General features: G+C 71.6%; 26 protein-coding genes. 8 read left to right on the forward strand and 18 right to left on the reverse strand.

The window, feature by feature from the left end; translation table 11 throughout:
* The first annotated feature begins 81 nt into the window (after window positions 1-81).
* Window positions 82-1,944 (forward strand): ABC transporter ATP-binding protein, encoded by a 1,863-nt coding sequence (locus tag ACWCQ1_RS06105; RefSeq protein ID WP_207929745.1) that lies wholly within the window; start codon window positions 82-84, stop codon window positions 1,942-1,944.
* Between the two features lie 6 nt (window positions 1,945-1,950).
* Here the strand turns inward: ACWCQ1_RS06105 and ACWCQ1_RS06110 are convergent, their stop codons facing one another.
* The 5 genes from ACWCQ1_RS06110 to ACWCQ1_RS06130 form a co-directional block, all read right to left on the reverse strand.
* Complete coding sequence (locus ACWCQ1_RS06110) at window positions 1,951-2,136, reverse strand: hypothetical protein (protein ID WP_207929725.1); 186 nt, start codon at window positions 2,134-2,136, stop codon at window positions 1,951-1,953.
* Between the two features lie 154 nt (window positions 2,137-2,290).
* Window positions 2,291-2,926, reverse strand: coding sequence for a DUF899 domain-containing protein (locus ACWCQ1_RS06115; RefSeq protein WP_358594956.1), 636 nt, complete (start codon window positions 2,924-2,926; stop codon window positions 2,291-2,293).
* Between the two features lie 79 nt (window positions 2,927-3,005).
* Window positions 3,006-4,187: a cytochrome P450 family protein gene (locus tag ACWCQ1_RS06120; RefSeq protein ID WP_358594959.1), complete on the reverse strand. Its 1,182-nt coding sequence runs from the start codon at window positions 4,185-4,187 to the stop codon at window positions 3,006-3,008.
* A 17-nt stretch (window positions 4,188-4,204) separates the two neighbouring features.
* The gene (locus ACWCQ1_RS06125) at window positions 4,205-4,420 is read right to left on the reverse strand and encodes a hypothetical protein (RefSeq protein WP_133042723.1); all 216 of its coding nucleotides are present in this window, start codon (window positions 4,418-4,420) and stop codon (window positions 4,205-4,207) included.
* A 117-nt stretch (window positions 4,421-4,537) separates the two neighbouring features.
* Window positions 4,538-5,890, reverse strand: a complete 1,353-nt coding sequence (locus ACWCQ1_RS06130; RefSeq protein ID WP_358594962.1) for an amidohydrolase — start codon at window positions 5,888-5,890, stop codon at window positions 4,538-4,540.
* Window positions 5,891-6,022: 132 nt separating this feature from the next.
* Between ACWCQ1_RS06130 and ACWCQ1_RS06135 the strand changes: the two genes are divergently transcribed.
* On the forward strand, window positions 6,023-6,976 hold the full coding sequence (locus tag ACWCQ1_RS06135) for an endonuclease/exonuclease/phosphatase family protein (protein WP_358594965.1): 954 nt from the start codon (window positions 6,023-6,025) through the stop codon (window positions 6,974-6,976).
* 9 nt (window positions 6,977-6,985) lie between these two features.
* Here the strand turns inward: ACWCQ1_RS06135 and ACWCQ1_RS06140 are convergent, their stop codons facing one another.
* The 4 genes from ACWCQ1_RS06140 to ACWCQ1_RS06155 all read right to left on the reverse strand — a co-directional run bounded on the left by ACWCQ1_RS06140 (window position 6,986) and on the right by ACWCQ1_RS06155 (window position 12,164).
* The gene (locus tag ACWCQ1_RS06140) at window positions 6,986-7,960 is read right to left on the reverse strand and encodes a hypothetical protein (RefSeq protein ID WP_451025949.1); all 975 of its coding nucleotides are present in this window, start codon (window positions 7,958-7,960) and stop codon (window positions 6,986-6,988) included.
* A 189-nt stretch (window positions 7,961-8,149) separates the two neighbouring features.
* Window positions 8,150-10,027: an FUSC family protein gene (locus ACWCQ1_RS06145; RefSeq protein ID WP_451025950.1), complete on the reverse strand. Its 1,878-nt coding sequence runs from the start codon at window positions 10,025-10,027 to the stop codon at window positions 8,150-8,152.
* Between the two features lie 575 nt (window positions 10,028-10,602).
* Window positions 10,603-11,334 carry a DUF7873 family protein gene (locus ACWCQ1_RS06150; protein WP_358594974.1) on the reverse strand — a complete coding sequence of 244 codons (732 nt, stop codon included), beginning with the start codon at window positions 11,332-11,334 and terminating at the stop codon, window positions 10,603-10,605.
* Window positions 11,335-11,405: 71 nt separating this feature from the next.
* The gene (locus ACWCQ1_RS06155; protein WP_358594977.1) at window positions 11,406-12,164 is read right to left on the reverse strand and encodes a nucleotidyltransferase domain-containing protein; all 759 of its coding nucleotides are present in this window, start codon (window positions 12,162-12,164) and stop codon (window positions 11,406-11,408) included.
* Window positions 12,165-12,316: 152 nt separating this feature from the next.
* On the opposite strand from ACWCQ1_RS06155, the gene ACWCQ1_RS06160 reads away from it, so the two are divergent.
* Entirely contained in the window at window positions 12,317-12,733 is a 417-nt protein-coding gene (locus ACWCQ1_RS06160; RefSeq protein ID WP_451025951.1) for a RidA family protein, read from the forward strand.
* The gene (locus ACWCQ1_RS06165; RefSeq protein WP_451025952.1) at window positions 12,730-13,215 is read left to right on the forward strand and encodes a GNAT family N-acetyltransferase; all 486 of its coding nucleotides are present in this window, start codon (window positions 12,730-12,732) and stop codon (window positions 13,213-13,215) included. Before ACWCQ1_RS06160 ends, ACWCQ1_RS06165 begins: the two co-directional genes overlap by 4 nt.
* Window positions 13,216-13,264: 49 nt before the next feature.
* On the opposite strand, the gene acs is transcribed toward ACWCQ1_RS06165, so the two are convergent.
* From acs to ACWCQ1_RS06190, 5 genes are all read right to left on the reverse strand, one after another.
* Window positions 13,265-15,256 carry an acetate--CoA ligase gene (gene acs / locus ACWCQ1_RS06170; protein ID WP_451025953.1) on the reverse strand — a complete coding sequence of 664 codons (1,992 nt, stop codon included), beginning with the start codon at window positions 15,254-15,256 and terminating at the stop codon, window positions 13,265-13,267.
* Window positions 15,253-15,900: an acetate uptake transporter gene (locus ACWCQ1_RS06175; RefSeq protein WP_133042733.1), complete on the reverse strand. Its 648-nt coding sequence runs from the start codon at window positions 15,898-15,900 to the stop codon at window positions 15,253-15,255. The genes acs and ACWCQ1_RS06175 overlap by 4 nt, the downstream gene beginning before the upstream one ends.
* 159 nt (window positions 15,901-16,059) lie before the next feature.
* Window positions 16,060-17,019, reverse strand: coding sequence for an MBL fold metallo-hydrolase (locus ACWCQ1_RS06180; protein WP_451025954.1), 960 nt, complete (start codon window positions 17,017-17,019; stop codon window positions 16,060-16,062).
* Between the two features lie 230 nt (window positions 17,020-17,249).
* Window positions 17,250-17,972, reverse strand: a complete 723-nt coding sequence (locus ACWCQ1_RS06185; protein WP_358594989.1) for an aspartate/glutamate racemase family protein — start codon at window positions 17,970-17,972, stop codon at window positions 17,250-17,252.
* Window positions 17,973-17,977: 5 nt separating this feature from the next.
* Window positions 17,978-19,465 carry an NCS1 family nucleobase:cation symporter-1 gene (locus tag ACWCQ1_RS06190; protein WP_133042736.1) on the reverse strand — a complete coding sequence of 496 codons (1,488 nt, stop codon included), beginning with the start codon at window positions 19,463-19,465 and terminating at the stop codon, window positions 17,978-17,980.
* Between the two features lie 144 nt (window positions 19,466-19,609).
* Here ACWCQ1_RS06190 and ACWCQ1_RS06195 point away from each other — a divergent pair, with 144 nt between their 5' ends.
* Together ACWCQ1_RS06195 and ACWCQ1_RS06200 are read left to right on the forward strand one after the other, a co-directional pair.
* Entirely contained in the window at window positions 19,610-20,275 is a 666-nt protein-coding gene (locus tag ACWCQ1_RS06195; protein ID WP_358594992.1) for a GntR family transcriptional regulator, read from the forward strand.
* 28 nt (window positions 20,276-20,303) lie between these two features.
* Window positions 20,304-21,764: a LamG domain-containing protein gene (locus tag ACWCQ1_RS06200; RefSeq protein WP_358594995.1), complete on the forward strand. Its 1,461-nt coding sequence runs from the start codon at window positions 20,304-20,306 to the stop codon at window positions 21,762-21,764.
* Window positions 21,765-21,771: 7 nt separating this feature from the next.
* Here ACWCQ1_RS06200 and pip read toward each other — a convergent pair whose 3' ends face one another.
* Window positions 21,772-22,734 (reverse strand): prolyl aminopeptidase, encoded by a 963-nt coding sequence (gene pip, locus ACWCQ1_RS06205; RefSeq protein WP_133042739.1) that lies wholly within the window; start codon window positions 22,732-22,734, stop codon window positions 21,772-21,774.
* Between the two features lie 37 nt (window positions 22,735-22,771).
* The gene (locus ACWCQ1_RS06210) at window positions 22,772-23,464 is read right to left on the reverse strand and encodes a uracil-DNA glycosylase (protein WP_133042740.1); all 693 of its coding nucleotides are present in this window, start codon (window positions 23,462-23,464) and stop codon (window positions 22,772-22,774) included.
* Window positions 23,465-23,787: 323 nt separating this feature from the next.
* On the opposite strand from ACWCQ1_RS06210, the gene ACWCQ1_RS06215 reads away from it, so the two are divergent.
* On the forward strand, window positions 23,788-24,324 hold the full coding sequence (locus ACWCQ1_RS06215; protein ID WP_358594999.1) for an RNA-binding S4 domain-containing protein: 537 nt from the start codon (window positions 23,788-23,790) through the stop codon (window positions 24,322-24,324).
* Between the two features lie 58 nt (window positions 24,325-24,382).
* Here ACWCQ1_RS06215 and ACWCQ1_RS06220 read toward each other — a convergent pair whose 3' ends face one another.
* Both ACWCQ1_RS06220 and ACWCQ1_RS06225 read right to left on the reverse strand, forming a co-directional pair.
* Window positions 24,383-24,823, reverse strand: coding sequence for a DoxX family protein (locus ACWCQ1_RS06220; protein ID WP_451025955.1), 441 nt, complete (start codon window positions 24,821-24,823; stop codon window positions 24,383-24,385).
* An 87-nt stretch (window positions 24,824-24,910) separates the two neighbouring features.
* Window positions 24,911-25,810, reverse strand: a complete 900-nt coding sequence (locus ACWCQ1_RS06225; protein ID WP_208785183.1) for an acyltransferase domain-containing protein — start codon at window positions 25,808-25,810, stop codon at window positions 24,911-24,913.
* Window positions 25,811-25,874: 64 nt separating this feature from the next.
* Between ACWCQ1_RS06225 and ACWCQ1_RS06230 the strand changes: the two genes are divergently transcribed.
* The gene (locus tag ACWCQ1_RS06230; protein WP_356761488.1) at window positions 25,875-26,141 is read left to right on the forward strand and encodes a DUF6343 family protein; all 267 of its coding nucleotides are present in this window, start codon (window positions 25,875-25,877) and stop codon (window positions 26,139-26,141) included.
* Window positions 26,142-26,159: the final 18 nt, after the last annotated feature.

Genomic DNA, 26,159 nt, shown 5'->3' on the forward strand with positions numbered 1-26,159 from the left:
GTGGGGAAGAAACGTGAGTCGGCCGGTGTCGGGGTCTCCGAGTCGGAGCAACTGCTCTTCGGCGGCCCGCTGCGTTACGACATGGGCTGGAACCAGCACCGGGACGCGTTCCTGGAGCTGAACTTCCGGGCCATGGTGACGCGGCTGCCGGCCCTGCTCGGCTCCAGCTTCCGGCTGGCCTGGCAGGCCGACGCCCGGGCGGCGCGGATCGTGCTCGCCGCCGAGGCGGGCCGGGGCGCCACCCAGGCGGTGAGCCTGCTCGCCGTCAACAGCGTGCTGGGGCGGCTGATCACCGGCGGGGCGATCGCGGACCGGCTGCGCGGTGCCGTACCGGTGCTGACCGCCATGGCCGCCGTCATGCTGGTCGGGACGCTGCTGCGGGCCGCGTCGACGTATGCGACCGGGCGGCTCGAGCCCAAGGTGGAACGGGTGGCCACCGAGCTGTACCTGGAGCGGGCGGCGGCCGTGGAGCTGGCCGCGATCGAGGACCACGCCTTCCACAAGCTGCTGGACACCGCGCAGTACGGCGCCGGATCCGCACGGCGGATGATCTCGTACGCCACCCGCGCGATCAACGCGCTGATCTCACTGATCGCGGCCGCGGGCGTGCTGACCGTGCTGCATCCGGTGTTGCTTCCGCTGCTGGTCACGATGACCCTGCCCAGCGCATGGGGCGCGCTGACGAACGCGCGGCGGCACTACGAGTCCTGGCACACCTGGGTGCAGCACGCCCGGGCCGGGCAGCTGATCAGCGGACTGCTGACCGAGCCCGCGGCGGCTCCCGAGATCCGCGTGCACGGCGTCGGACCGTTCCTGCTGCGCCATTTCCGGGCCATGTCGGAGACCGCGGAGACGGAGCAGGCCCGGCTGGCCCGGCTGGCGGCGCGGACCGGGCTGATCGCGGCGGCCTGGACGGGGCTCGCGACCGTGGCGACCTACGCGACGCTCGTCGGGCTGCTGCTCGGCGGGGCGATGGCGCTGTCGGTGGCGGGCACCGCGGTGATCGCGATCCGGACCGGGTCGGCGAGCCTGGACAACATGGTCCTGGCGGTCAATTCGCTCCACGAGGAGGCTTTGTTCGTCGGTGACATGCAGAAGCTGTACGTCGAGGCGGCCGAACGGGCGATCCCGGTCGGCGGCGACCCGCTGCCGGAGGACCCCCGGGAGATCCGCTTCGAGAACGTCACCTTCCGCTACCCCGGTGAGTCGGCCCGTCCCGCCCTCGACGACGTCACCCTGACGCTGCCCCTCGGCCGCATCGTGGCGCTGGTCGGGGAGAACGGCTCCGGCAAGACGACCCTGGTCAAGCTGCTGGCGGGCCTCTACACCCCGGACGCGGGCCGGATCCTGTGGGACGGCGTGGACACGGCGACCGCGGACCGGCACCAGCTCGCCGAGCGGATCGCGATGGTGGCCCAGGACTTCAAGCGCTGGCCGTTCACGGCACGGGTGAACGTGGCCATCGGCCGCTCCTCGGCCCCGCTGACCGCGGAGCGCCTGGCGGCCTCGCTCGCCGAGGCCGGCGCCGAGGAGGTGGTGGCCGATCTGCCGCGCGGCCTGGACACCCTGCTGGCGCGCAACTTCAGCGGCGGGCACGAGCTGTCCGGCGGTCAGTGGCAGCGGCTCGGGATCGCGCGGGCGGCCTACCGGCGTGGCCGGATCCTGGTGGTGGACGAGCCGACGGCGGCGCTGGACGCACGGGCCGAGCTGGAGGTCTTCGAGAAGATCCGCGCCCTGGCCTCCGCCGGGCAGACGGTGATCCTCATCACCCACCGGCTGGCGTCCGTACGCCACGCGGACCTGGTGCACGTCCTGGACCAGGGCCGGCTCGCGGAGTCCGGCACCCCGGAGGAGCTGCTGGCCGGTGGGGGCATCTACGCGGAGCTGTACTCGCTCCAGGCGGAACAGTTCAGGGCGCCGGTGCCCGCCCCGAAGGCGGGCTGACGCCTCTCAGGCGACCGCGTCGGCAGCCGTGTCCCCGCGCACGATCACCAGGAACGTGTCCGTCGCGAGGTCCATGACGACCTCCGCGGGCAGTCCTTCCAGTCGTCGCGCGTGCGCGAACTCCTCCGCCGGCCACGAGCCTCGCGGCCCACCTGCGGGAAAGCGTTCGAGCACTGTTCGCCCGTTCACCATCTCGCACCTCCAGAAAGCGTTGTACTTGTAGGAGTTAACGCCCTGGCGGTCGAGAAAGCCTCGCTCAGTTGCTGGACTGAGACGTAGTTGACACTGGTTCAACGCGGAGTGTGAGGATCCGGTCACTTTACGGCAATCTTGTTAACTTTTTGTGTCATTCCTCGTACTCATCGTGATGACGAACAGGGATCTCCTGCCGGCCCAGCGCGGTCAGGTCCATGAACGTCATGGTCGGGCCGAGCCCGTCGAGCCCGCGTTCGAAGGTGGAGTAGGTGTGGAAGACCCGCTCACCGTCCCGCAGGAAGCAGCTGACGCCGGGCCGCTCCACCCACTTCCCCTCGCGCTCCAGGGTGACCTCGAAGTCCTGGTTGAAGTCACTGCCGTACGAGGAGTACCAGGGAACCGTCCATCCCATCCGCGCCTTGAACGGCAGGATCCTCGTGAACGGCGCCCGGGAGACGGCCGCGAAGGCGGTCCCCTGCGCCCTGAGGTGTGCCAGATGCCCGATCTGATCCAGGAACGCCGAGCAGCGGGGGCAGCCCGCGTCCCACTCCGGGGCGAACATGAAGTGGTGGACCACCAGCTGCACCCGCCCCTCGAACAGGTCGGGCAGGACGGCCTTGCCGTCGCCGCCCTCGAAGACGTACTCCTTGTCCACCTCGACCATGGGCAGCCGCCGTCGCTCGGCGCTGAGGGCGTCACGCGCGCGCGTGGCGGCCTTCTCCTTGACGAGCAACTCCTCGCGCGCCGCGCGCCACTGCTCGCGCGAGACGATCTCCGGAAGCGACATGGCCCCTCCTGCTGCGACGGTCCGTTGCCAGTGGTGACCGACGGCGAGGGCGGAACTCATCGCGCCCCGGGACTTTTTCTCAGGAGTTCTTCCGTGCGTACGTCACCGGGAGCGCGACCAGGCCGCGGGCGCGCAGCGAGCGGCGCCACCGGAGGTCGCCGTCCGTGAGGGCGAGTACCGGGAACCGTTCCAGCAGGGCGGCCACCGCGATCTCGGTCTCGGCGCGGGCCAGGGGTGCACCCAGGCAGTAGTGGATGCCGTGGCCGAGGGCGAGGTGGCCGGAGGTGTCGCGGGCGAGGTCGAGACGGTCGGGGTCGGGGAAGCGCGCGGGGTCGCGGTTGGCGGAGGCGAGGGAGACCCAGACGGTCTCGCCGGCGGGGACGGTGACGCCGGCGATGGTGACGTCCTCGACGGGGAAACGCCGGATGGCGAGTGATCCGGGAGTCTCGAACCGGGCGAACTCCTCGACCGCGCCGGCGACTTGGCCGGGGTCCCGGCGCAGGGCGGCCAGTTGGTCCGGGTGCTGCAGCAGGGCGAGCACGGCGTTGCCGATGAGCTGGACCGTGTTCTCGTACCCGGCGAAGAGGATGAGGAAGGCGAGCGACATCAGCTCGTCCTCGCTGAGCCGATCGCCCTTCTCGCGCACGGCGATCAGGTCGGACAGCAGGTCGTCGGCGGGCTCGGCCCGCTTGTCGGCGAGCAGCCGGGTGAAGAAGCCGAGCATCGCCACCACCGCCTCCTTCGCGGCCCCGGGGTGCGCGGGGTCCGGTGCGATGAGGGTGTCGGTCCACTCCCGGAAGTCCCGCCGGGCGCCCTCCGGGATGCCGAGCAGGTCGCAGATGACGGTGATGGGGAGGGGCGCGGCGTAGGCGGCGACGAGATCGGCGGTGCCCTCCGTGCCAAGCGCGTCGAGAAGACGGTCCGCGGTCTCCCGGATCGGGGCCCGCAACCGCTCGATCCGACGCGGGGTGAAGGCCCGGCCGACCAGGCGCCGGACCCGGGTGTGGTCCGGCGGATCCATGTTCAGAAGGTTCGCGTCCAGCGCGGGCGGCAGCGAGAACCCCTGATACGTCCCCGCCGTGGCATGCCGCTTGTCCAGCGACAGCCGGGGGTCCGCGAGCGCCGCCCGCGCGTCCTCGTACCGGGTGACGAGCCAGGCGGGCGTCCCGTCGGGCCCGGTGATCCGATGCACGGGCGCGGTCTCCCGCAGGCGCCGGTAGACGTCATAAGGATGCTCGAGGAGGCCGTCGGCGGGGTCCATGGGGCCAGCCTAGGAGATCACGGACTGGCGGACTGCGTTACGCCCTGGGCGAGTTGACCGACGATATGGAAGACGCCCTGCCCGAAGGCGGTGGGGGCGATGAGCACACCGAAGGCGAGCGCGAGACAGACGGTCAGCCATTGGTCGGACCGGCTGCGGGCCTGCACCGTGCGGCGTACGCGCACGAAGATGATGACAGCGAGCAGTACCGCGACGTCGATCGACAGCTCCACCGGCCGGCCCTCCCGTCGGACGAGTGCGCCTGGGCCTCCCTGTGTACCGTGAAATCACCTGCAGCGACGGCCCGGTCACCCCCGGTTGGCGTCAAACCGCTTCTCCGCGACCGGATTTCAGGTCTTGTAGTCCTGGATGCGGCGGCCGTGGCCGCGGTCGAGGAGTGCCGGCAGCCGTTCCCCCAACTCCCGTACCACTGGCGGCACATCGACGGTGAGCAGTTCCCGGTCCCGCATCAGGACGCGGCCGTCGACGATCGTCGTGCGGACGTCCGAGGAGCGGGCGCTGTGGACGAGGGTGGCCGCCAGGTCGTGGACGGGCTGGGTGTGCGGCCCGGTGAGGTCGACGAGGACGATGTCCGCGCGGCGGCCGGGGGCGAGGGTGCCGAGGACGCCACCCTGGCCGATCGCCCGGGCGCTCTGGAGCGTGGCGTGGTGCAGGGCCTGACGGGATGTCAGCCAGCGCGGGTCGCCCGTGGCCGACTTCTGGACGAGGGCGGTCAGTGCCATCGACTCCCACACGTCGAGGGAGTTGTTGGAGGCGGCGCCGTCCGTGGCGAGTCCGACGGGAATCCCGAGGTCGTACAGCGCGCGGACGGGTGTGGTGGTGGGCCAGGCGAACCTGAGGTAGCCCCGGGGCGCGGTGGCGACGGACACCCGGCCGCGGGCGCGTTCCAGGACGGGCAGGTCGCCCTCCACGATGCCGGTGCCGTGCGCGATCAGGACGTCCGTGTCGAGGATGCCGGTGCGTTCGAGGACCTCGATCGGGGTGACGCCGTGGCGTTGGAGGCTGGCCTCGGTCTGGTCACGGTTCTCGGCGGCGTGCAGGTGCACGGGCAGCCTGTGCTCGCGGGCGAGTTCCGCCGTGGCGGCGAGGTCGGCGTCGACCACGGTGTAGGGGGCGTGCGGGGCGAGCGCCGTGGTGATGCGGCCATCGCCACCGCCCCGGTTCCGCAGCGCGAACTCCAGTGACCTCTCCCGGCCTTGGGCCCCCTGCGAGGAGAAGTACGCCTCCCCCAGATGTGCCCGCATCCCGCACTCCTCGACCACGGCGGCCACCGCGTCCATGCCGAAGTAGTGGTCGGCGAAGCAGGTCACCCCGGCCCGGATCATCTCCGCGCAGGCGAGCCGCGCCCCCAACTCCACATCCTTCTCGGTGAGGTTGGACTCGACCGGCCAGACGACGTCGTTGAACCACTCCTCGGTCGGCAGGTCCTCGGCGACTCCGCGCAGCGCGACCATCGGCGCGTGCGTGTGACAGTTGATCAGCCCGGGCATGGCGACCTGTCCGCGCGCGTCGATGCGCTCGGCGGCGGACAGCACCGCCGCGTCCACGGCCGTCGTCACGGCCTCGACGACACCGCCACGCACGACCACGGCCGCGTCCTCCCGGAACCCGATCCGCTCTTGATCGTCGTGCACGAGGACCGTACATCCGGTGATGATGAGGTCGGCGGCAGATTCGGTCATCCCGCCAACGTATGCCGCGGTCCTCGCCCCGCGTGAGCCGAACCGCGCATCCTGTCGTCGCCGTGTCCGGGAAACGCCCGGTCCGGCACCCTGGTCCCAAGCTCGCCCGACGGCTCTGGAAAGGAGCCCGGCATGCTCTTCGGCACCTGGAATCTCGAGAATCTCTTCCTGCCCGGAACCCCCTCAGGGCCCAAGGACAAGGCCGCCTACGAGACCAAGCTCGCCGCCCTCGCCGCGGTGATCACCGACCTCGACCCGGCGCTGCTCGGCGTGCAGGAGGTCGGCGATCCACAGGCGCTGGAGGACCTGCTCGGCATGGTGGGCGGCGACTGGCACACCGAGCTCTCGCAGCACCCCGACCACCGGGGCATCCGGGTCGGCTTCATCAGCCGTACGCCGCTGCGGGTGCTGTCCGACACGAACGCCTTCCCGGCGAAACTGCGTCCCGTGCAGGAGGACGACCCCGGCACCGAGGTCTCGGCGGCGGGACGCGGTTTCCTGGCCGTGGAGGTGACCACGGACGCCGGTCCGCTGCGGGTGGCCGTGGCCCACCTGAAGTCGAAACTGCTGTCCTATCCGCCGGGGGATCGTTTCTTCCCCCACGACGAGGGCGAACGCGCCCGTTACGGCGCCTACGCCCTGTACCGCCGCGCCGCCGAGGCCACCACCCTGCGTGCCCTCGCCGACGAACTGCTGGCCGGCGACGGACGCGAGCGGGACGTGGCCGTGCTCGGCGACATGAACGACGAGGTGCAGGCCGCGACCACGCAGATCCTGCTCGGCCCGCCCGGCTCCGAGATCGGCACGCCGGGATACGACCGTCCCGACGGGGGCGACGCCGAGCGGCTGTGGGACGTGGCACCGCTGATACCCGCCGCGCAGCGCTACTCCCGGATCGACTCGGGGCGGCGCGAGCTGATCGACCACATCCTGGTCAGCCACCGTCTGGTGCACCGCGTGACGGCGGCCGGCACGGGCATGCCCGGCGAGGACACCCCGCGCCTGCCGTCGGTGGGCCCGGACCCGGCGGGGCGGCGCGGCCAGCCGGGTTCGGACCACGCGCCGGTGTGGGTGCGGGTCGGCTGACGACCGGCGTCAGCGACCGTGGTGCTGGTTCAGGTGAGCCAGCAGCAGGTTCGGGTCCTTCATGGTGAAGTACGCGGCGCTGGGCACGTGGACCAGCCGGTCGCGCACGGCCACGGAGGTCGGGTTGGACAGCCCCTCCCGCCGGGTCAGCACGATGGTGTGGCTGCCGTCGGGCCGGACCAGGGCGACCTCGCTTTCGGTGTTCAGCGCGGCGAGGAGGGTGTCCCCGCGCCGTCCGACGAAGCCGAAGTCGTCGATGCCGTCGAGTCCGGTCGCCCGTGTCTCGATCCGGCCCGCCAAGCCGTCCGGGCGGACGGGGATGCGCAGCAGCGTCCCGCGGTCGGTGTTGGACACCCACACGGCGTCGTGATGGACCTTCAGGCCGTTGACGCCGAAGCCGCTTCCGCCCGGCACCGGATCGAGCGCGGTCCCGCGTGCCCACGCGACCGGGCTGCCGCCCTCCTGCGGCACGCGCCAGACCGTTCCGAGCACCGAGTCGGCGGCGTAGAGCACACCGCGACGCTCGTCGAGCGCGAGACCGTTGGGCAGCCCGTCCTCGGGCAGCCTCGCGATCTGCACGGGCCGGCCGCCGTCGGGGGCGATGCGCCAGATGCCCGTCTTGCTGGTGCCGGTCGCGTAGTTGACGTACAGCGTGCCGTCGTGGGCGCGGGCGATGCCGAGCACGATGGCCGCCTGGATGATGGGCGTGTCCGGGTGGGCCTCGGCGGGCAGCGTGGCGAGGATCCGGGTGTCGCCGTGCCGTGTGACGTTGGCGACCTGCCGGGCGAAGGCGAAGGTCAGGTCGGCGGACCCGTCGGGTTCCAGGGCGATGTTCTCGGGGGTCTGCCCGGCGGCGAAGTCGAAGTGGGCGACGATCCGCGGATGGGACAGGGTCTGTCCGGGACCGGGCACGGGGGCCGCGGCGAGCGCGCCGAGGGCGAGGGCGGCCGTGGCGACACCGGCCAGCTGCGGGAATCGGGGCATGGGTCTCTCCTGGTACGAGGCAGGGGGCACCGGATGCGGCGCCAGACGCAGCGTGCGCGGCGCCGCGCGGCACCGGCGGCTGCCCCGGCCGGGAAATCGCCCGACCGGCCGACGCCCTGTGGGCCGCTTGCCCCAGTGGCCCGCTCTCAGGCGGCCGTGAGTCCCCGACCGCGGTGGAAGTGCCCGGCGCTACCCGGCCAAGGGCAGTCCGGACAGCACTACTCCACTCCGCTGCTGCCGCAACTCGTCCAGCAGGGCTGTCAGTTGCCGTACGTCCCGGGGAGGGAGCCGACCGGAGTCGTCGAGGTGGACGGCGCAGGCGGTGGTGGCGTCCACGAGTCGTTCGAGAGTGGCGACGACGGTGTCCGCGCCCTCCGAGTGCCGGGCGAGCGGCGGAAGTTCGGCGGCGGCCAGGGCGATCGCGGTACGGGCCTCGGCGAGCCGCCGGTAGGCCTCGCGGCGCAGGGCCCACCGCACGGCACGGTCGTCGGACAGGCCCCCGCCGAGCCCGCTCGGTGGGGGCTCGCTCAGCACATGCCCGAGATAGGCCTGCGCGGCCGCACCCGCCGCAGCGAGCCGGGACCGTACTCCCCCGCCCCGCTGCCCCGGCATCGGCAGATGACCGACGACCAGCACGATCGCGCAGGCCAGCAGCGTCTCCCCGATCCGGCCGAGGGAGGCCTGGGGTTCCCCGCCGACCATGACGAGGGCGAGGACGAGCACGGTCACGACGGCGGTCTGCGCGGCGAAGTGCCGGGTGGAGACGGGGATCAGCGCGCCGCTCACCGCCACCAGCAGGATCAGCCCATCCGGCCGGGGCAGCACGGCGGCGAACCCGGCGAAGACCAACGCGCCGAGCACGGTCCCGGCGGCCCGGCACAGGACCCGGGAGACCAGCGGCCCGAGGTCCGGCTTGACCAGGAACACGGCGGTGGCCGGGAGCCAGTACCAGTGGGAGTGCTGCCCGTACCAACGGGCGTGCTGCAGATACTGCGCGACGGCGGCGCTGGCCCCGAAGCAGAGGGCGACCCGCAGCCCGTACTCCCGCCCACCGGCCCCGAGGACGAGCCGCAGCACGGTCGCAGCGGTCCGCCTGCGGGTGGGCGGATCACCGGCGCTCCCCCGGTCGAAGGCGTCGGCGGCGTGCAGCAGGGCGTCGTCGAGTGCGCGCAGCGCGGGGGCGGAGCGGTGGGGTGCGGGCAGCGGCCCGGTGGGCGTGTTCTTCCGTACGGCGGCGGCGAGCCGCCGTGGCCCCTCGGACGTCCGCCCGCCGACCGCCTCCCCGGCCCACGCGAGCGCGGTCGCCGCCTCGGCGAGCGGCAGCGCGGCGGCGTACTGGGCGTGCAGTCGCCGTTCGGCCGCGGAGGAGGCGTACCGCCGCAGCCGGGGTCCGGAGAGGGCGTCCTGCGCGTGGTCGAGGGCGGCGGTGAGCGCCTTCCGCCGTCCGACGGCCTCCGCGCTCCCGACGGCGTCGAGCAGGTCCGCGACGGCGTCGTACACGGCGGCGACGGCGTCCCGCTCCCCGTCGAACCGGAAGTCACCGGCGGTGGCGCCGGGCGTGGGCAGCGCCAGCCGCAGCGCGAGCAGCCAGCCGGCGCCGCCCAGGTAGGCGAGGGCCCGGAGCCACCCGGGCGCGGGCCCCGGCATTCCGGCCCCGATGGCCGAGGCGACGAGCAGTTGTGTCCCGGCACCGGAGGCGACGGGGCCGACGGCGCTGATGCCACCGGCGACGAGCCCGACGCAGGTGAGAAGCAGCGTCAGGGCGACGGCACCGAGGTGCTGCCCGCCGTACGTGCCGACGAGCAGCCCGCCGCCGCCCGCGAGCGCGGGCACACCGATCCGCTTGACGGACACCCGCCGACTGCCCGGACGGTCGTTGATGCCGGCGAGCATGGCGGCGATCGCGGCGATGACACCGAGCTGGGTGCGGTCGGCGAGCACGGCGACCAGAAGCAGCGGGCCGGCGGACAGCGCGCCCCGGGCCACCGCACTCCACGGCACGGGCCCGCCTTGAGCACGAAAGGCATGAGCGAGCCAAGGGGGCAGAGCGACGAACGTACGGGACACAGGGCTCCTGTCCGGACGAGGGCGGGGTGCGCCTTCGGGCGACGGTGGCCGGGGGGCGGGGTGGTGTCCACGGTAGATCGGCGAGCTGGAGCGAACGGGACGATTGTGTTTCCCAGGGGTGACGGTCGGCGCCGGAGCCGCGTTCTTTATGAACGCAATTGCCTGGTGAACGCGAGCGGACCCGGGGGCGTAGCCTGCCCCCGGGTCCTGTGATGCCGTCCAACTGCGCACACCGGCACGCTTGAGGGTCCAGGTCAGTCGTCATGTCGTCGCGTCCTGCCTTTGGACCACCGCACATCGAGCTGTGCGGACCGGACTTGAACCGGCATTTCGACGCCCTGGGGCCTGGGCCCGGTCGATCCGGTGATCGACGGCGAATGCTGAGTCTGGAGCGAGAGTCTGAGATTGATCGCGGTCTGCCTCTGCCGGTTGGGCTACCGCGGCAGGAACATCGCACTTGGATGCCGCGGGGAGGATTCGAACCTCCACTGGAACCGCGCAGTCACGACAAGCCTCAGCTTCAGCTTGCGCTCCTCGCGCACCCCGGTCACCAAGGACCGGGGGGTCTTTTGAGGCTACCCGAAGAGATAGCCGAAAACGGAGTCACCGACCCTCTGGTCGATTGCATCGACACCGTTCGCCTCCTCGCGGGCGAACTTCACGGCCTGCTGCAATTTCTCGACGCGGTCGAGGAGTTCATTGACGCGGCGGGCGGGAAGAGCACCGGAGAATTTCACGGTGGTCCAGTACCCGACGGGAATGTCCTCGTAATACACCTCGACCTGAGCGGGGTGCTTCTCGGTCGCCTCGGCCTTGACGTGGTTCCGCGGCACCTTCTTGGTGCGAAGGGTCCGTACGGGCTCCGTCTTCCAGGCGTCCGTGGACGGGTCCTGCACCCACGACTCGGAGGCGTCGAGGACGGGCAGCTTCCGTACGAAGGTGTTGAGATCGACGAGCTGCTTCTCGAGGAAGAGCAGGTACGAGACGGGTACGTCGGCGACGAGCACCCGCCCGTCCACCTTCACATCGGCTCGGGCGGTGCAGTTGGCCCAGTCCTTGGTGGCGGTCACGTCGAACAGGCGGGTCAGGGTGGCCGCGGTCTCCCGCAGCACGTCCTCGGCCTGCACCTGAACGCGCGTCGACTCGGGCGGCAACTGCTCGCCCTCCTCGTCCTTCGGCTGGTAGGTACGCGAGATTCCGGCCAGCAACGCGGGCTTCTGCAGGCCGTGGTGAGCGGCCGTCAGGTCCTGGTGCGCCTTGGACTTGATGCCCTTCTCGACTGCGATGATCTGATTGAGTTTCGCCACGACGAGGACGGTAGCAGCGGCAACTCCGGTAATTCGAGCGATTATTCACGCCGAGACGAGCCCGGCCGGGGTCACAGGGCCGCGAAGCGGGTTTCGGTTTCGGCGATCGCTCGGCGCAGTGCCTCGGGTTCCGCTTTCAGGGCCGCGAGAACATCGTCGAGCTGCCTCAGTCCGGCCCGGTCCAGCAACCGCTTCTCGTTCGTCACCCACTCCCCCCGCCCCGCGAGCACGGCGTGCCCCGTCTGTACGGCGGCGGTGGCGATGGCACCCGCGACCTCCGTCAGGCGGCCCGCCGGGGCGTGGTTGGCCTGGGCGTAGCCGAGGGTGGCCCGGGCGGTGCCGTGCCAGCGGCGGGCGGCGGAGGCGCGGAGCTTGTCGGGATACGCGGCGGGGCGCCGCAGTTCGCCGCGGAGGACGTGGTTGATCGCCAGTTCCGCGACGACCAGGTAGCTCGGAATCCCCGCGAGATGGAACAGCAGCGGCTCCACCCGGAACCGCCCCTCCTCCGCCTCGGCCATCTCGTGTTCCACCACGTCGAGATCGCGGTAGTGGACGTCGACGCGCCGCCCGTCGATGGTCAGCCACGCGCCACCGTTGAACACTCCGCCACCCCAGCCGCCGACCTCCGAGACCTCGCCCTCCCAGCCGAGGGCGCGGAGGTCGGCCGGGTCGAAGCGGCCGCGGTAGTAGACGGCCAAGTCCCAGTCACTGTCCGGCCGGTTGGTGCCCTGGGCGCGGGAACCACCGAGGGCGACCGCCCGGACCGCGGGAAGGGCGGCGAGGCGGTCGGCGACGGAGTCGAGGAAGGCGGAGTCGGTGAGGGCGGGCATGAAAGCAAGGCTGCCGGGCGGGGATGAGGGTGTCGAACGAAAACCAGATGCGGAGCCCGGCCGCGGGCCGGACCATCGGTGAGTCGTCCAACCTGGCCGCACCGCCACCCGCGTCCTCTTCGCCGGCCACGTCAACCCCAGGAGTCGCCCCCGTGATCCGACGTGTCACCGTCCCCGGGCTCTTTCCGCCGCCCCGTTACTCCCACGCCTCCGTCGTCGAGGCGGGCACGCGGCTCGCCTTCCTCGCCGGTGCCGTGCCGCTCGATGCGGAGGGGACGTTGGTCGGTGAGGGGGACCCCGTGCGGCAGGCCGAGCAGGTGCTGGTGAATCTGGCAGAGCAACTGCGGGCGGTCGGGTCCGACCTGGCGCATGTCGTGGCGACGGACGTGTACGTCGTCGCCGCCGAACCCGCCGTACTGTCCGCCGTCTGGGACGTCGTCGAGGCGTCCGGGCTCAGTGTGGGGCCGCACTCGTCGACACTGATCGGGGTGGCCTGCCTCGGGTACACCGGGCAGCTCGTCGAGATCACCGCGACCGCCGTCGTACCGGACGGCGACGACCGCCCGTGACCCGCGCCGAACCACCCCGCCCCCTCGACGCCGAGGTCGTCCTGCGGCGCGCCGCCGCCCCGGACGCCCGTGCCGCGGCCGACGTCTGGCTGTCTTCCTTCGCCGCCGCGCTGCCGACCGTCGTCAGCCCTCGGTCCGCCGACGAGGTGCTCGGCTACTTCCGGGACGTCGTGGTGCCCTTCCGGGAGACCTGGGTCGCGGACGCCGGGGGCGGGCACGGGATCGTCGGGGTCATGGTGCTCGCCGACGACGAGCTGTCCCAGCTCTATCTCGCCCCCGACTGGCGTGGACGCGGCCTCGGAGACCGGTTCGTCTCGCTCGCCAAGGAGCGCAGTCCGCTGGGGCTCACCCTGTGGACCTTCCAGGTCAACAGGCCCGCCCACCGGTTCTACGAGCGCCACGGCTTCGTCGCCGTCGAGTACACGGACGGCGGCGCCAACGAGGAGCGGGAGCCGGATGTCCGGTACCTGTGGCGCCCCTGATCCGAGGTGCACGAGCCCCGCGCCCGGTCCCCGCCGGAAGCGAGGCCTCCTACTCCTCCTCAGCTCCCGCCGAGCCGGCCGACGGCAGCCGCTCCCGGATCTCGTCCATGACCGTCGAGTCCGTCAGTGTCGTGACGTCACCGAGGTCCCGTTTCTCGGCGACGTCCCGCAGCAGGCGGCGCATGATCTTGCCGGAGCGGGTCTTGGGCAGTTCGGCGACCACCAGGATCTGCCGCGGCCGGGCGATCGGACCGATCTCCTTGGCGACATGGGCGCGCAGCTCGGCCGCCACCTCGTCCGCACCGGCCGCTCCCGCCCCACCAGCGTCCCCGCGCAGGATGACGAAGGCCACGACACCCTGCCCGGTCGTCGCGTCGGTCGCGCCGACCACGGCGGCCTCAGCGACCGTCGGATGGGAGACGAGGGCCGATTCGACCTCCGTGGTGGAGATGCGGTGCCCGGAGACGTTCATGACGTCGTCGACCCGGCCGAGCAGCCAGATGTCGCCGTCCTCGTCCTTCTTGGCGCCGTCCCCGGCGAAGTAGATGTCGGGGAAGCGCGACCAGTACGTGTCGATGTACCGCTGCTCGTCGCCCCAGATGGTGCGCAGCATCCCGGGCCACGGTTCGGTCAGGACCAGATAGCCGCCGGAACCGTCGGGCACCGGCTTGCCGGTGTCGTCGACGACGTCGGCCGCGACGCCCGGCAGGGGGCGCAGGGCCGAGCCCGGCTTGCAGACGCTCACGCCCGGCAGCGGGCTGATCATCTGGGCGCCGGTCTCCGTCTGCCACCAGGTGTCCACGACCGGACAGCGGTCGGAGCCGATGTGCCTGCGGTACCAGATCCACGCCTCCGGGTTGATCGGTTCACCGACCGAGCCCAGCAGCCGGAGCGACGACAGGTCGAACTCGGCCGGGACGTCGGCGCCCCACTTCATGAAGGTGCGGATCGCGGTCGGGGCGCAGTACAGGATCGACACGCGGTACTTCTCGACGATCTCCCACCAGCGGCCCTTGTGCGGGGTGTCCGGCGTGCCCTCGTACATCACGGACGTGACGCCGTTGGCCAGCGGGCCGTAGACGATGTACGAGTGGCCGGTGACCCAGCCGATGTCCGCCGCCGTCCAGAACACGTCCCGTTCCGGCTTGACGTCGAACACCGCCCAGTGCGACCAGGCGACCTGGGTGAGATAGCCGCCGGTGGTGTGCAGGATGCCCTTCGGGCGGGCGGTCGTACCCGAGGTGTACATGATGTACAGGGGGTGTTCGCTGTCGAACGCCTCCGCCTCGTGTTCTGACGACTGTCCGTCCACCAGGTCGTGCCACCACACGTCCCGGCCGTCGGTCCAGTCGACGTCCTGGCCGGTGCGCCGGACGACCAGCACGCTGCGTACGTCCGGACACTCGCGCAGTGCCTCGTCGACCGCGGGTTTCAGCGCCGAGGGGTTGCCCCTGCGGTAGCCGCCGTCGGCGGTGATCACCACATGCGCGTCGCAGTCGAGGATCCGGCCGCGCAGGGCCTCGGCGGAGAAGCCGCCGAAGACCACGGTGTGCGGGGCACCGATGCGGGCGCAGGCCAGCATCGCCACCACCGTCTCCGGGATCATCGGCATGTAGATCGCCACCCGGTCGCCGGTGCCGACGCCGAGCGACCGCAGGGCGTTGGACGCCCGGCAGACCTCGGCGGTCAGTTCGGCGTAGGTGATCGTGCGGGTGTCGCCGGGCTCGCCCTCCCAGTGGAAGGCGACCCGGTCCCCGCGACCCGCGGCCACATGCCGGTCCAGACAGTTGTACGCCGCGTTCAGCCGCCCGCCGACGAACCAGCGGGCGAACGGAGCACGGCTCCAGTCGAGGACCTCGTCCCAGGGCCGGGCCCAGTCCAGCCGGCCGGCCGCCTCGGCCCAGAAGGCGAGACGGTCGGTGTCGGCACGTTCGTAGTCCGCCGCGGTGGCGTTCGCCGCGTCGGCCAGCTCCGGGGGCGGCGGGAACCGTCGCTCCTCATGGAGCAGGTTGGAGAGTGTTTCGCCACCGGAGTCGGTCATGCGTGGGCTCCGAAGGGACCGCGGTGGTGCGTGCGGTGCGGCCGCATGCGCTCACCGAGGTTGGGGAAGACCGGCATGACGGCACGCTGGTACGTGGAGTTGGTGACGCCGGCGAAGGACGCGTACCAGGCGCACACGGCCGTGACCAGACCCAGCCAGCCGCCGGCCTTGACGGTGTTCGCCGACTGCGCGAAGTCGGCGACGCACAGCACGATGAAGGTCGCGGACAGCGTGACGAACACGGCGAGGATCGCCCCCGTCGTCCGCATGGCGGCGACGGTCATGTACACCGTGAAGACCGCCCACACCAGCAGGAACAGCCCGCTGGCCTGGTGAGCGGTGGATGCCGGAAGTCCGGGTGCGACGAACTTCGCGTAGGCCGCGTACGACAGCCAGAAGGCGCCGAAGGAACCGAACGCGGTGGCGCCGAAGGTGTTGCCCTTGCGGAACTCCCACATCCCTGCGAGGAGTTGGGCGAGCCCGCCGTAGAAGAGGGCGAGCGGCAGGACGACGGCGACCAGCGTCTTGTCGGTGATGAGATTCGCGTTGAAGGTGCTGAGAACGAACGTCGTCGCGGCGAAGGCGGCGAGGCCGAGCGGACCGGGGTCCGCGATCTTGGCCTGTTCGGTGGTCGGAGTGCTCATTACGTCCCCTCCTGTGACACAAATCACAAGAATGGGTTGCAGAAACCACCTATGGCGTGCAGGCGCCGCACCCACAGTCGGCGATCGGTGCCGACTGTGCGACGGACGGTCGTCCGGCGTCGTCGGGGGCGGAACACCGGGTTCCCCGGCCACGGATCCCTACTCGTCGCCGCGGTTCCGGTACGCCCAGTCCGCCGCCCGCGCGGCCAGCGCCACGAGGTCCGGCTCCCCGGCGTCGCCCTCGAGGTGCCGGTACTCCACGGCCGTGAGGATGACGATCCGCTCCGGCAGGCCCAGCTGATCGTGGAAGCCGCCGGCGAGGATGTCCGCGGCGGCCTCGTCGGCGGGGAGACCGGCGGCATACCGGTCGTGGATCAAGGCTTCCAGTTCCCGAAGGTATGTGACATACCACTGGACGTCCCGAGGCGTCATCACCGCCCCGTGCCCCGGCACCACGACCTCCGGCTCCAGCGCCAGAATCACCTCGCAGGCGGCGACCACATGAGCGAGCGGCCCGTTCCAGTGCACGGGATGGTCCCCCGCGAACAGCACATCCCCAGCGCACACGACCCCCCGCCCCGGAAAGTGAACGACGAGGTCACCGGCCGAGTGCGCGGGTCCCACCTCGATCAGCTCGGCCCGGACGTCCCCCACGGTCAGCTCGTACCGCCCGGAGAAGGTGCGTGTCGGAGGAACGACCTCAACCCCCTCGTACCGGAAACGCCCGAAGTGCCGGCGCGCATACCACCCCAGCGGCTGGTCGGCCGGCGTCTGATGGGTCAGGAGGTGCATCTGCTGAGGCGACGGCTCATGACACAGATGCTCGGCACCGGCCTTGGTGGCGATGATCTCGGCCCCGGGAAAGCAGCCGTTCCCGAACGTGTGATCCCCATTGCCATGGGTGTTGACGATCGTCCGCACACCACCGGCAGGCAAGAGGCAGCCGGCGGCAGCGACGAGAGCCTCGGTCATCACCCGGTCGTACGGGGTGTCGACGAGGGCCGCCTCCTCCCCCGAGGTGACCAGCAGACAGTTGGCGAAGCCCCAGGTCCCGGTGTGAGCCGGGGCCCACAGATGCAGCCCCTCGGCCACCGGGGCGAGTCCGTCAGGAAGGTTCATGCCGATCATTGTGCTGACCCACCCGCGGCCGCCCACGCGCGGGAGCGGGTCGTGGCGGTGCGGCGCAGCCCGCCGCTTACGCGTCCTGGACCCCCTGAACCGGACCGGCAGACGTCACATCCGTCGGCGGCGGGCTCGCCGTACCGCCACGACCCCGACCCACCACGCACCTCACCTCAGGGGCGCGGGGAACTGCGCGAGAAACCCCCACGCACCCGCACCAAGACCATTCACCCCCCACCCCCCACCCCCCACACCCTCCGCTTCGGCACAGGCACCCCATAACTCCCCACCCGACTGGTGGTCAGCCCCAGCCCCACCAAGGACTCCGCCAACTTCACCGCCGCCCCCACCCCGTCCACCACCGGCACCCCCAGCTTCTCGCTCACCACCCGCTGCAGCCCCGTCATCCCGGCGCACCCCAGCACCAGCACCTCGGCCCCCGCCTCCCGCGCCCGCTCGGCCGCCGACAAGAACGCCGCTTCCGTGCGGTCGGCGTCACCGAGGTCGAGCACCCCGAGCCCGGTCCCGACGACCGCCGCGCAGTTGCGTCCGACGCCCGCCAGCTCCAGGCTGTCCTCGATCTGCCCGCAGGACCGCTCCAGCGTGGTGACGACCCCGTACCGCCGCCCCAGAAGACACGCCAGGTGCGCCGCGGCCTCGGTGATGTCGACGACAGGCACGTCGACCAACTCCCGTACCCCTTCCCGCCCGTGCTCCCCGAATCCGGCCAGGACGACGGCGTCGTACGCCGGCCCCTCGTACGTCCGCAGCAGATCAAGGACGGCCGCGGCGGACAGATAACTGTCCAGCCAGCCTTCCGCCGACTCGGGCCCCCACCCGGGGGTGAGGCCGAGCACGGTGGTGCCCGGGCCTGCCGCGGCCCGGGCACCTCGTACGATCTCCTCGGTCATCTCCTGCGTGGTGTTGCAGTTGGTGACGACGATCCGCACGTCTGTCAGACCTCCACCACAGCAGTCCCGGACGCGGGCTCGGACACCGGCTCGGACGCGCGCTCGGCCCGGCAGATCAGCAGATACAGCCCGGCGGCGAGCGCCGTGCCGATGAACCAGGAGTACGGCGCCACGTCGCTGAAGGTCTTCACCAGCGCGAGCACCGCGGCGACGCCGGCGGAGGGCAGGAAGGCCCACAGCGCCTTGGGGTTGACGCCCTTCTTGTAGTAGTAGCGCGAGCCGGGCCGGGCGTCGAAGAGCTCGTCGACGTTCACCCGGCCCCGCTTCACCCAGTAGTAGTCGACCATGATCACACCGAACAGCGGGCCCAGGAAGGCGCCGAGTCCGCCGAGGAAGTAGTTGACGACGGTCGGGTTGGAGAAGAGGTTCCAGGGGGTGACGACCAGCGCGGCGACCGTGCTGATCATGCCGCCGATCTTGAAGGTGATCTTCTGGGGCCAGACGTTGGCGAGGTCGTACGCCGGTGAGACGAAGTTGGCGACGATGTTGACGCCCATGGTGGCCACGGCGAAGGTGAAGGCCGCGATGACCAGGACCCAGGTGTTGCCGATCTTGGCGACGAGTTCCGCCGGGTCGGTGATGGCCGTACCGAACACCTTCAGCGAGCCGGCCGTGACGATCACCGAAACCACCACGAAGGCGGTGGAGTTGATGGGCAGGCCCCAGAAGTTGCCGCGCCGCACGGTCTTGTAGTCCGGCGCGAAGCGGGAGAAGTCGCAGAAGTTGAGCATCAGCGTGCCGTAGGTCGCGAGGATCAGCCCGATCGCGCCGAACCACTGCCGCCACTGCTCCCCCACCGACACGGGATGCGGCGTCGAGGTCAGCGAGATGCTCCAGTCGGCCTTCCACAGCACCCACACCGCGAGCGCGATCATCACCAGCCAGATCGCGGGACCGCAGAAGTCCTGGAACTTCCGCACGGATTCCATGCCCTGACTGATGATCACGGCCTGGATCAGCCACAGGGAGACGAACGAGCACCACCCCAGCGCGTCGAGCCCCAGGAACGAGTGGTGCGTCCAGGACTCCAGCCCCGGCCAGGCGGCGAGCAGCATCACGTTCACCGCGACCGAGGCCAGGTAGGTCTGGATGCCGTACCACATGATGGCGATCACGGCACGGATCAGGGCCGGGATGTTGGCGCCCCAGACGCCGAAGCTGATGCGGCTGACGACCGGGAAGGGCACACCGTGCCGCTGGCCGATGCGGCCCATCCAGTTCATGCCGATGTAGATCAGCACGAAGCCGATGAGCAGGGCGGTGAAGACCTGCCAGACGTTCATGCCGAGGACCAGCAGGCCGGCGGCGAAGGTGTAGTTGCCGAGGTTGTGGACGTCGGACATCCACATGGCGAAGAGGTCGAAGACCTTCCAGTTGCGCTTCTCGGCGGGCGCGAGGTCTTCGTTGGTGAGCCGGGGATCGGGGACGAACGCTGGGGCGCCGGTGGCTTCGGCACGGTCGGCGAGGGACACGGGGCCTCCATGGGCAAGGGGACGGAGGACGGCAGCCGTTTGGTATACCAAACTGCCGCCATGGTCCCGTCGTCAAGAGTTCGGACCGATGTCCCGCTTGTTAACGCTCGGTAAAAGCACCCCGGAGTCGGCGAAGATGGCTCCATGAGCTCCACGACGACGAAGATCGAACCTCTGGGCGCGGTCCGCGAGCGGGTCCTGGCGAGCCTGCGGCAAGAGATCATCTCCGGCCGGCTGGGCCCGGGCGACCGCCTGGTCGAGCGGGAGGTGGCCGAGCGCCTCGGCGTCTCCCGGGTACCGGTCCGCGAGGCGATCCGTGCCCTGGTCGCCGAGGGGTTCGTGCACTTCGAGACCCCGCGCCGCACGGTCGTACGCCGGCTCACCCCGAACGACGTCCGGGAACTGTTCGAGCTGCGTGAGGCCCTGGAGGTGTACGCGGCGGGTCTCGCCGCCGCCAACGCGACCCCGGAGGACCTCGCCGAGGTCGAGGCGCTGCTCGACCGCGCCGCCGCAGCGACCGAGGACGGGGACGCCGAGGCGATCACGGACATCAACAGCCGACTGCACGACCGGATCGTGGCGATGGCGCGCAACAGCCTGATCGTCGCCGCCCTGGAACCGGTCGCCGGACGGCTGCGCTGGATGACCCGCAGAAACGAGGAGTGGCCCCAACTCCTGATCGAGCACCGGGAGTTGTACGACGCCATCGCCTCCGGAGACCCGGAGCGCGCGCGGGCGCACGCACTGACCCATGTGCGGACCAATTACCGTTCCACGGTCAGACACCTGTTCGAAGAGGTGGAGGCGTAGCGCACGCCGACCGCTCAAGGGGGAATTCATGGTCAGCAGACGTGGGCTGTTCGGTGGTGCGGCGCTTGTGGGTGTGGGCATGGTGGGTGGCGGCACGGGGATCGCAGCCGCCGACGCGCCACTGGACACGCCGTTCACGCCGGTCGGCGCTCCGCATCTGGCGGAGGCGGAGCGCATGGTGCAGTACCAGCGGCTGCTGGCCGCCGGATATCTGCCGACCGGGCTGGCCGGGCACTGGCCGCTGGACGGCTCGGGCGCCGACCGCTCCGGCCGCGAGAACCCGCTCACGCTCGGCCTGGGAGCGACCTGGACGACACTGCGGGCGGGCGGGGAAGTGAGCCTCGACGGCACCGCCGGGGCATACGCGGCGACGGTCTCGGTGCTCGACACGACGGCCCCCTTCACGGTCTCCGCCTGGGTGCGCCTGGCGCCCGACGCGGACCTCACCAGCATGTACACCGCCGTCAGCCAGGACGGCGCCACCGCCAGCCGCTTCCTGCTCCAGTACGACGACACCGCCGGCACCTGGGCCTTCAAGGTCCGCGCCGAGGACCAGAGCAGCAAGGTCTCCGCGGTCGCCACCACCCGGGCAGCGCTCGGCGTGTGGACCCACCTGACGGGCGTCTGGGACGGCACTCGGATCCTGCTGTACGTCGACGGGCAACTCCAGGGCAGCGCGGCGACGGCCCTCTCCTGGGCCGCGACCCAGGGCTTCACCATCGGCCGCGCCCGCTTCGACGGCGTCCCCGTCAACCGGTTCAAGGGCGCCGTCGACGACGTACGGGCCTACGGCCGCGCCCTGACCGCGGAGGAGATCGCCCTGGTCAGTGGCCGTACGGCACGGCAGAACAACGTCTATCTGGTCGGCTCCTCCGCCACCGTCACCTGGGGCTCCCCCGCCGCCCCGGAGAGCTGGATCGCACGCGCCCGCTGCTCCTCCTTCGTCACGGCCGTCCTCAAACGCAGCCACGGCTGGGCGAGCGACGACTACTTCACCCAGTACTTCCAGGACCGCGTCCCGGAGGCCGCCGACTACTGCACGGCGTTCACGCAGGACACCGCGGGCCCGCGCTTCCGCCGTATCCGCAAGGTCGCCGACCTGCAGCCCGGCGACATCGTCGCGGTGGACTACAACGGCAGCGACCCCGCGAACACCGGGCACATCGTGATCGTCCGCGGGGTCAAGGGCGTCTTCAGCGGCACGGCCGACTTCGCCGGGGAGACGCAGTACGCCGTGGAGATCGTCGACTGCACCTCCGACCCGCACGGCGTGTACGCGCTCACCAACTACCCGAGGTACCCCGACACCCGCATGGTCTCCACGGTCGCGGGCGAGAGCTTCGAGGGCGTCGGCATCGGCCACATGATGTTCTACGCCTCCGACACGACGGGCGAGTTCACGCGCTACCGGTGGAGCGTCAACTCCGCGAAGAGCACCGGGACCTACGACGTCACGCGGCGCCCGGTCGCGGCGGCGCGCATCGTCTGACGACCGGTCACCCGCGGGCGTACCTGTCCGTGGCCGCCACGAGCGCCTCCGCCATTCCGGGGGTGCCCGTGGTGTGGCCGACGTCGTCCACGATCACCAACTCGCTGCCGGTCCAGGCGTGGTGGAGCCGCCAGACGATGCCCAGCAGGTTGCCGAAGTCGAGGCTGCCCTGGACGAGGGTGCCGGGGATACCCGCCAACTGCGGTGCGTCCCGCAGGACCACCCCCTCGTCGCCGCCCTCGCCCAGGAAGTGGCCGTCGCCCCAGTAGTGCGTGACGGTGCGGGCGAAGCCCATGCGGAACTCCGGGTCCTCGAACCGCTCGACGGACCGTGGCGGTGCCGGGATGATCGCCGTCTCCCAGTCGGTCCAGGCGCGCGCGGCCCGCTCCCGCGTCCCGGGGTCGGGCGACTCGAGGAGCCGGCTGTAGGCGGCGGCGAGGTTGCCGTCCCGTTCGCCTTCGGGCACCCCGGCCCGGAACCGCTCGAAGGCCTCGGGGAAGAACTGGCCGAGTCCCCTGGTCAGCAGGGCCACTTCGGCGTCGGATCCGGTGGCGACCCCGGTCAGCACCAGTTCGCTCACCGCGTCGGGATGCTTCTGCGCATACCGCAGCCCCAGCACGGACCCGAAGGACACGCCCCACACCAGCCACCGCTCGATCCCCAAATGCCGCCGCAGCAGCTCCAGATCGGCGATGAGGTGGGCGGTCGTGTTGACGCTCATGTCGGTGTCGTACGCGCTCGCGGGCGGTGTGGAACGTCCGGCACCGCGCTGGTCGAGGAGCACGATGCGGTAGAGAGCGGGGTCGAACAGGCGCCGGGGATACGGCCCGCAGCCGGAACCGGGGCCGCCGTGCAGCACGACCGCGGGCTTGCCACGGGGATTTCCGCAGGTCTCCCAGTACACGCGGTTGCCGTCGCCGACATCGAGCAGGCCGTGGTCGTACGGTTCGATCTCGGGGTAGAGGGGCATCCGGGCACCGTAACGCTCACCTCGTCGGCCCGCATGCTCATTTCACGGGCAGTCCCGCCGCCTCCCCCGCGGTGCGCAGGACGTCCCGCAGCATCTCGGGGGTGAGCTTGCCGGTGAAGGTGTTGCGCTGGCTGACGTGGAAGCAGCCGAAGAGGTCGAGGCCGTCGAGCGGCACCCGTGTGCCGTGCCCGAACACCGGTCGGGGCCGGGGCACCGTCCAGCCCGCCTCGGCGAACGCGGGCAGCGCGGCCTGCCAGCCGAAGGCGCCGAGGACCACGACCGCGCGCAGCGTCGGCCGCAGGAGCTTCAGTTCCTGGACGAGCCAGGGCCGGCAGGTGTCCCGTTCGCCGGGGGTGGGCTTGTTCTCGGGCGGGGCGCAGTGCACGGGCGCGGTGACGCGCACGCCGTGCAGGGCGAGGCCGTCGTCCGCCGAGACGGAGGTCGGCTGCGAGGCCAGCCCCACGTCGTACATGGCCTGGTACAGCACGTCGCCCGAGCGGTCGCCGGTGAACATGCGGCCGGTGCGATTGCCGCCGTGGGCCGCCGGGGCGAGCCCGATGACCAGCAGTGATGCGTCTGCGGGCCCGAAGCCGGGCACCGGGCGGGCCCAGTACGTCCATTCCTGGAAGGCCGCCCGCCGGACCCGCCCGACCTCCTCGCGCCACTCCACCAGCCGGGGACACGCGCCGCATCCGGCGATCCGCTGATCAAGCTCGGCCAGACTGTCCATGCGTCAACGGTACGGCCGCGGGGTCGCCGGCCGGCCGACGGGGCATCCGGGGTCCGGCCACCACACTGGATCACGCCCAAACCCCTGCGCGCCGGGACAGCGGCGTGAGCACGCCGGGCTTCTCGACTGACGCGACGAGCGCGTACGGCGCCCGGAAGGCCCTCGGCTCGCTCCCCGCGGCCGCCTTCCTCTCCTCGTGAAGCTCCCGCTCGGCCGGCCCGCCGGATGCCTCGTCGGTCGGTCGGTGGCTCCGCGGCCCCGTGACCCGTACCAGGGCGGAAAACCGCCGGGGCCGCGCGCGGCGGAGGACTAAGGTCGGGGGCATGGGTGTGGAAGGTGACGAGGTGAAGAGCGGGCCGGGTGACCCCGAGGAGGCGCCCGCGGCCGGCGCTGCCGAGAGCGCTGCGGCCGACGATCCCAAGGTCGCCGCCGCGATCGCCGCCGCCGAGGCGGCCGGGCCGGCAAGCGGCGAGAGCGTGCGCGTGGACAGCTGGATCTGGGCCGTACGCCTCATCAAGACCCGCTCGCTCGGCGCCAGCGCCTGCAAGGGCGGGCACGTCCGTGTGAACGGGCAGAACGTGAAGCCCTCGCACACCCTCCGCGTCGGCGACGAGGTGCGGCTGCGCCACGAGGGCCGGGAGCGGATCGTGATCGTCAAGCGACTGATCCGCAAGCGGGTGGGCGCTCCCGTGGCGGTTCAGTGCTATGTCGACAACTCCCCTCCCCCGCCCCCGCGCGAGGCCGTCGCCCCCATCGGCATCCGCGACCGCGGTGCGGGCCGCCCGACCAAGCGCGACCGGCGGGAGCTGGAGCGCCTGCGGGGCCTGATGGGCGGCTCCGGGCGGCCGGGCGGCCACTGACCCGGGCATGCAGAGGTGGCGTCCGGCCCTGACCGGACGCCACCTCCGTCGTCGGGGCTCAGGCCCGTCGTCGTACGAGGCCCAGCAGGTCCCTGGTGGAGCCGCGCCGCGCCCAGGCGATCAGGGCGAGCGGCACGATCAGGATCAGCGGGGTCGCGGCGTTCTCGCCGTGGAAGACGATCATCTGGACGAAGAACGCGCCGGCCATCAGCGCGCTCAGCGCGATGGCGGCCACCGACTGCAGCACCGGGATCAACAGGGCCACCGCACCGGCCAGTTCGAGCGCGCCGATGGTGTACATGCCCACGCCGCCCCAGCCGATCTTGTCGAAGGCGTCGACGGCGTACTGGTTGCCGATCAGCTTGGGCAGGGCGCTCGCGACACCGTAGAAGAGGGCGAGCAGCACCTGCACGGTGCGCAGGGCGATACGGGCGCGGCGGCCGCGGGTGGGGACGGCGGCGGGGGCGACGGAGGCGACGGGGACGGTGGTCTCGGACATGGTGTTCTCCTGTGGTGAGCGGTGCGTCTCGCTGTCACAGGGGTAGACCGGGGCGCTCGTCCGAACTCATCGGTGCCCGCGCCCTTTTCACAGCGGGAACCAGCCGTGCCCGGTGTACCAGTGGCCGCCCGCCCGCAGATGGTCCCCGACCGCCCGCTCCAGGGCGCTGCGCCGGGGCAGACTCTCCACGGGCAGCGTCGGATCGCCGAAGACGAACTCCACCGGGTCGGTGTCCGAGGGCTCCCGCTCCTCGCGGGCCAGGCGGAACCGGTCCTGGAAGCGGACGATGTTGGAGCCGGCCGGCAGATAGTCCCGCAACTGCGGGTCCAGCAGCCAGGAGTGACAGGTCGCGACCCGGTACTTCTCCTCGGGGAAGTACCGGGCGAAGAACTCCGCCGCCAGTGCGAGCGAGCGGTCGCAGGCGGCCGGGGAGAACGGGCCGAGGAAGTCGGGGATGTGCAGGCTCAGACACGGCGTCCCCGGACCGACGTCGAGCCCGGCCGCCGCGAGCGCCGTCCCCGTGCGCCGCCCCAGCCGGGCCCGTTCGAACTGCAGCCTGCCCAGCTGGTACAGCTCGCCCCGGAAGTGATGCCCGAACCACCACACCGCGTGCACGCCCGCCACGCCGTACCGCCGCCGGTGCACCGCCATGTGCCGGCCGAGGTCGGCGAGAGTGCGCCGGGAGACGTCGTCGGGGATGCCCCGTCCGCGGTGGTAGGCGCGGGTGTACGGCAGCGCCGCCACGAAGACGTACACGGGGAAGCAGCGCTGCAGGGGACCAGAGGGCCAGTCGAGGTCGGGCAGGTCCAGTTCGGTGCCGATCTCCCCCAGCCCCTCGACGAGCTCCGCGACCGACGCCTGAAGCGCCTGCCGCAGCTCCGGGTCGTCGGTCACCCGGCGGCTCATCCGTACGAGGTCGCCGATGTCCTCATGGGGTACCGCGAGATCGAGCAGTACCTCGGCCAGTTCGTCCGCAGCCGGCAGCACGGGAACCCCCTTTGGTGAACGTCCGCATCGAAGAGTACGTTGCAAAGAGGAGTAGTGATCGGCGGTGCGTACCGGCAGTGAACCCACGACCGCCCGCAGTGCGCTGCGGGCGCGGTTCTGGCTGAGCGTGTGGGGGCTGGTCTGGACGATCTTCGGCACGGCGGCGTTCGCACTGGCCGGGCGGCCGGGGTGGGCGGCGGCCTGCGGGGCGCTGTGGCTGGTGATCGCCGTCGACATGACGATCATCCTCAGACACATCCACCAGGGCCCCCACTACCAGCCGGGCCGTGACATCCCGCCGTATCGGCCGCCGGAGAGCCGGCCGCGCTGACGGCTGTCCGGCGCCGTC

Source organism: Streptomyces sp. NPDC002144 (assembly GCF_053593695.1).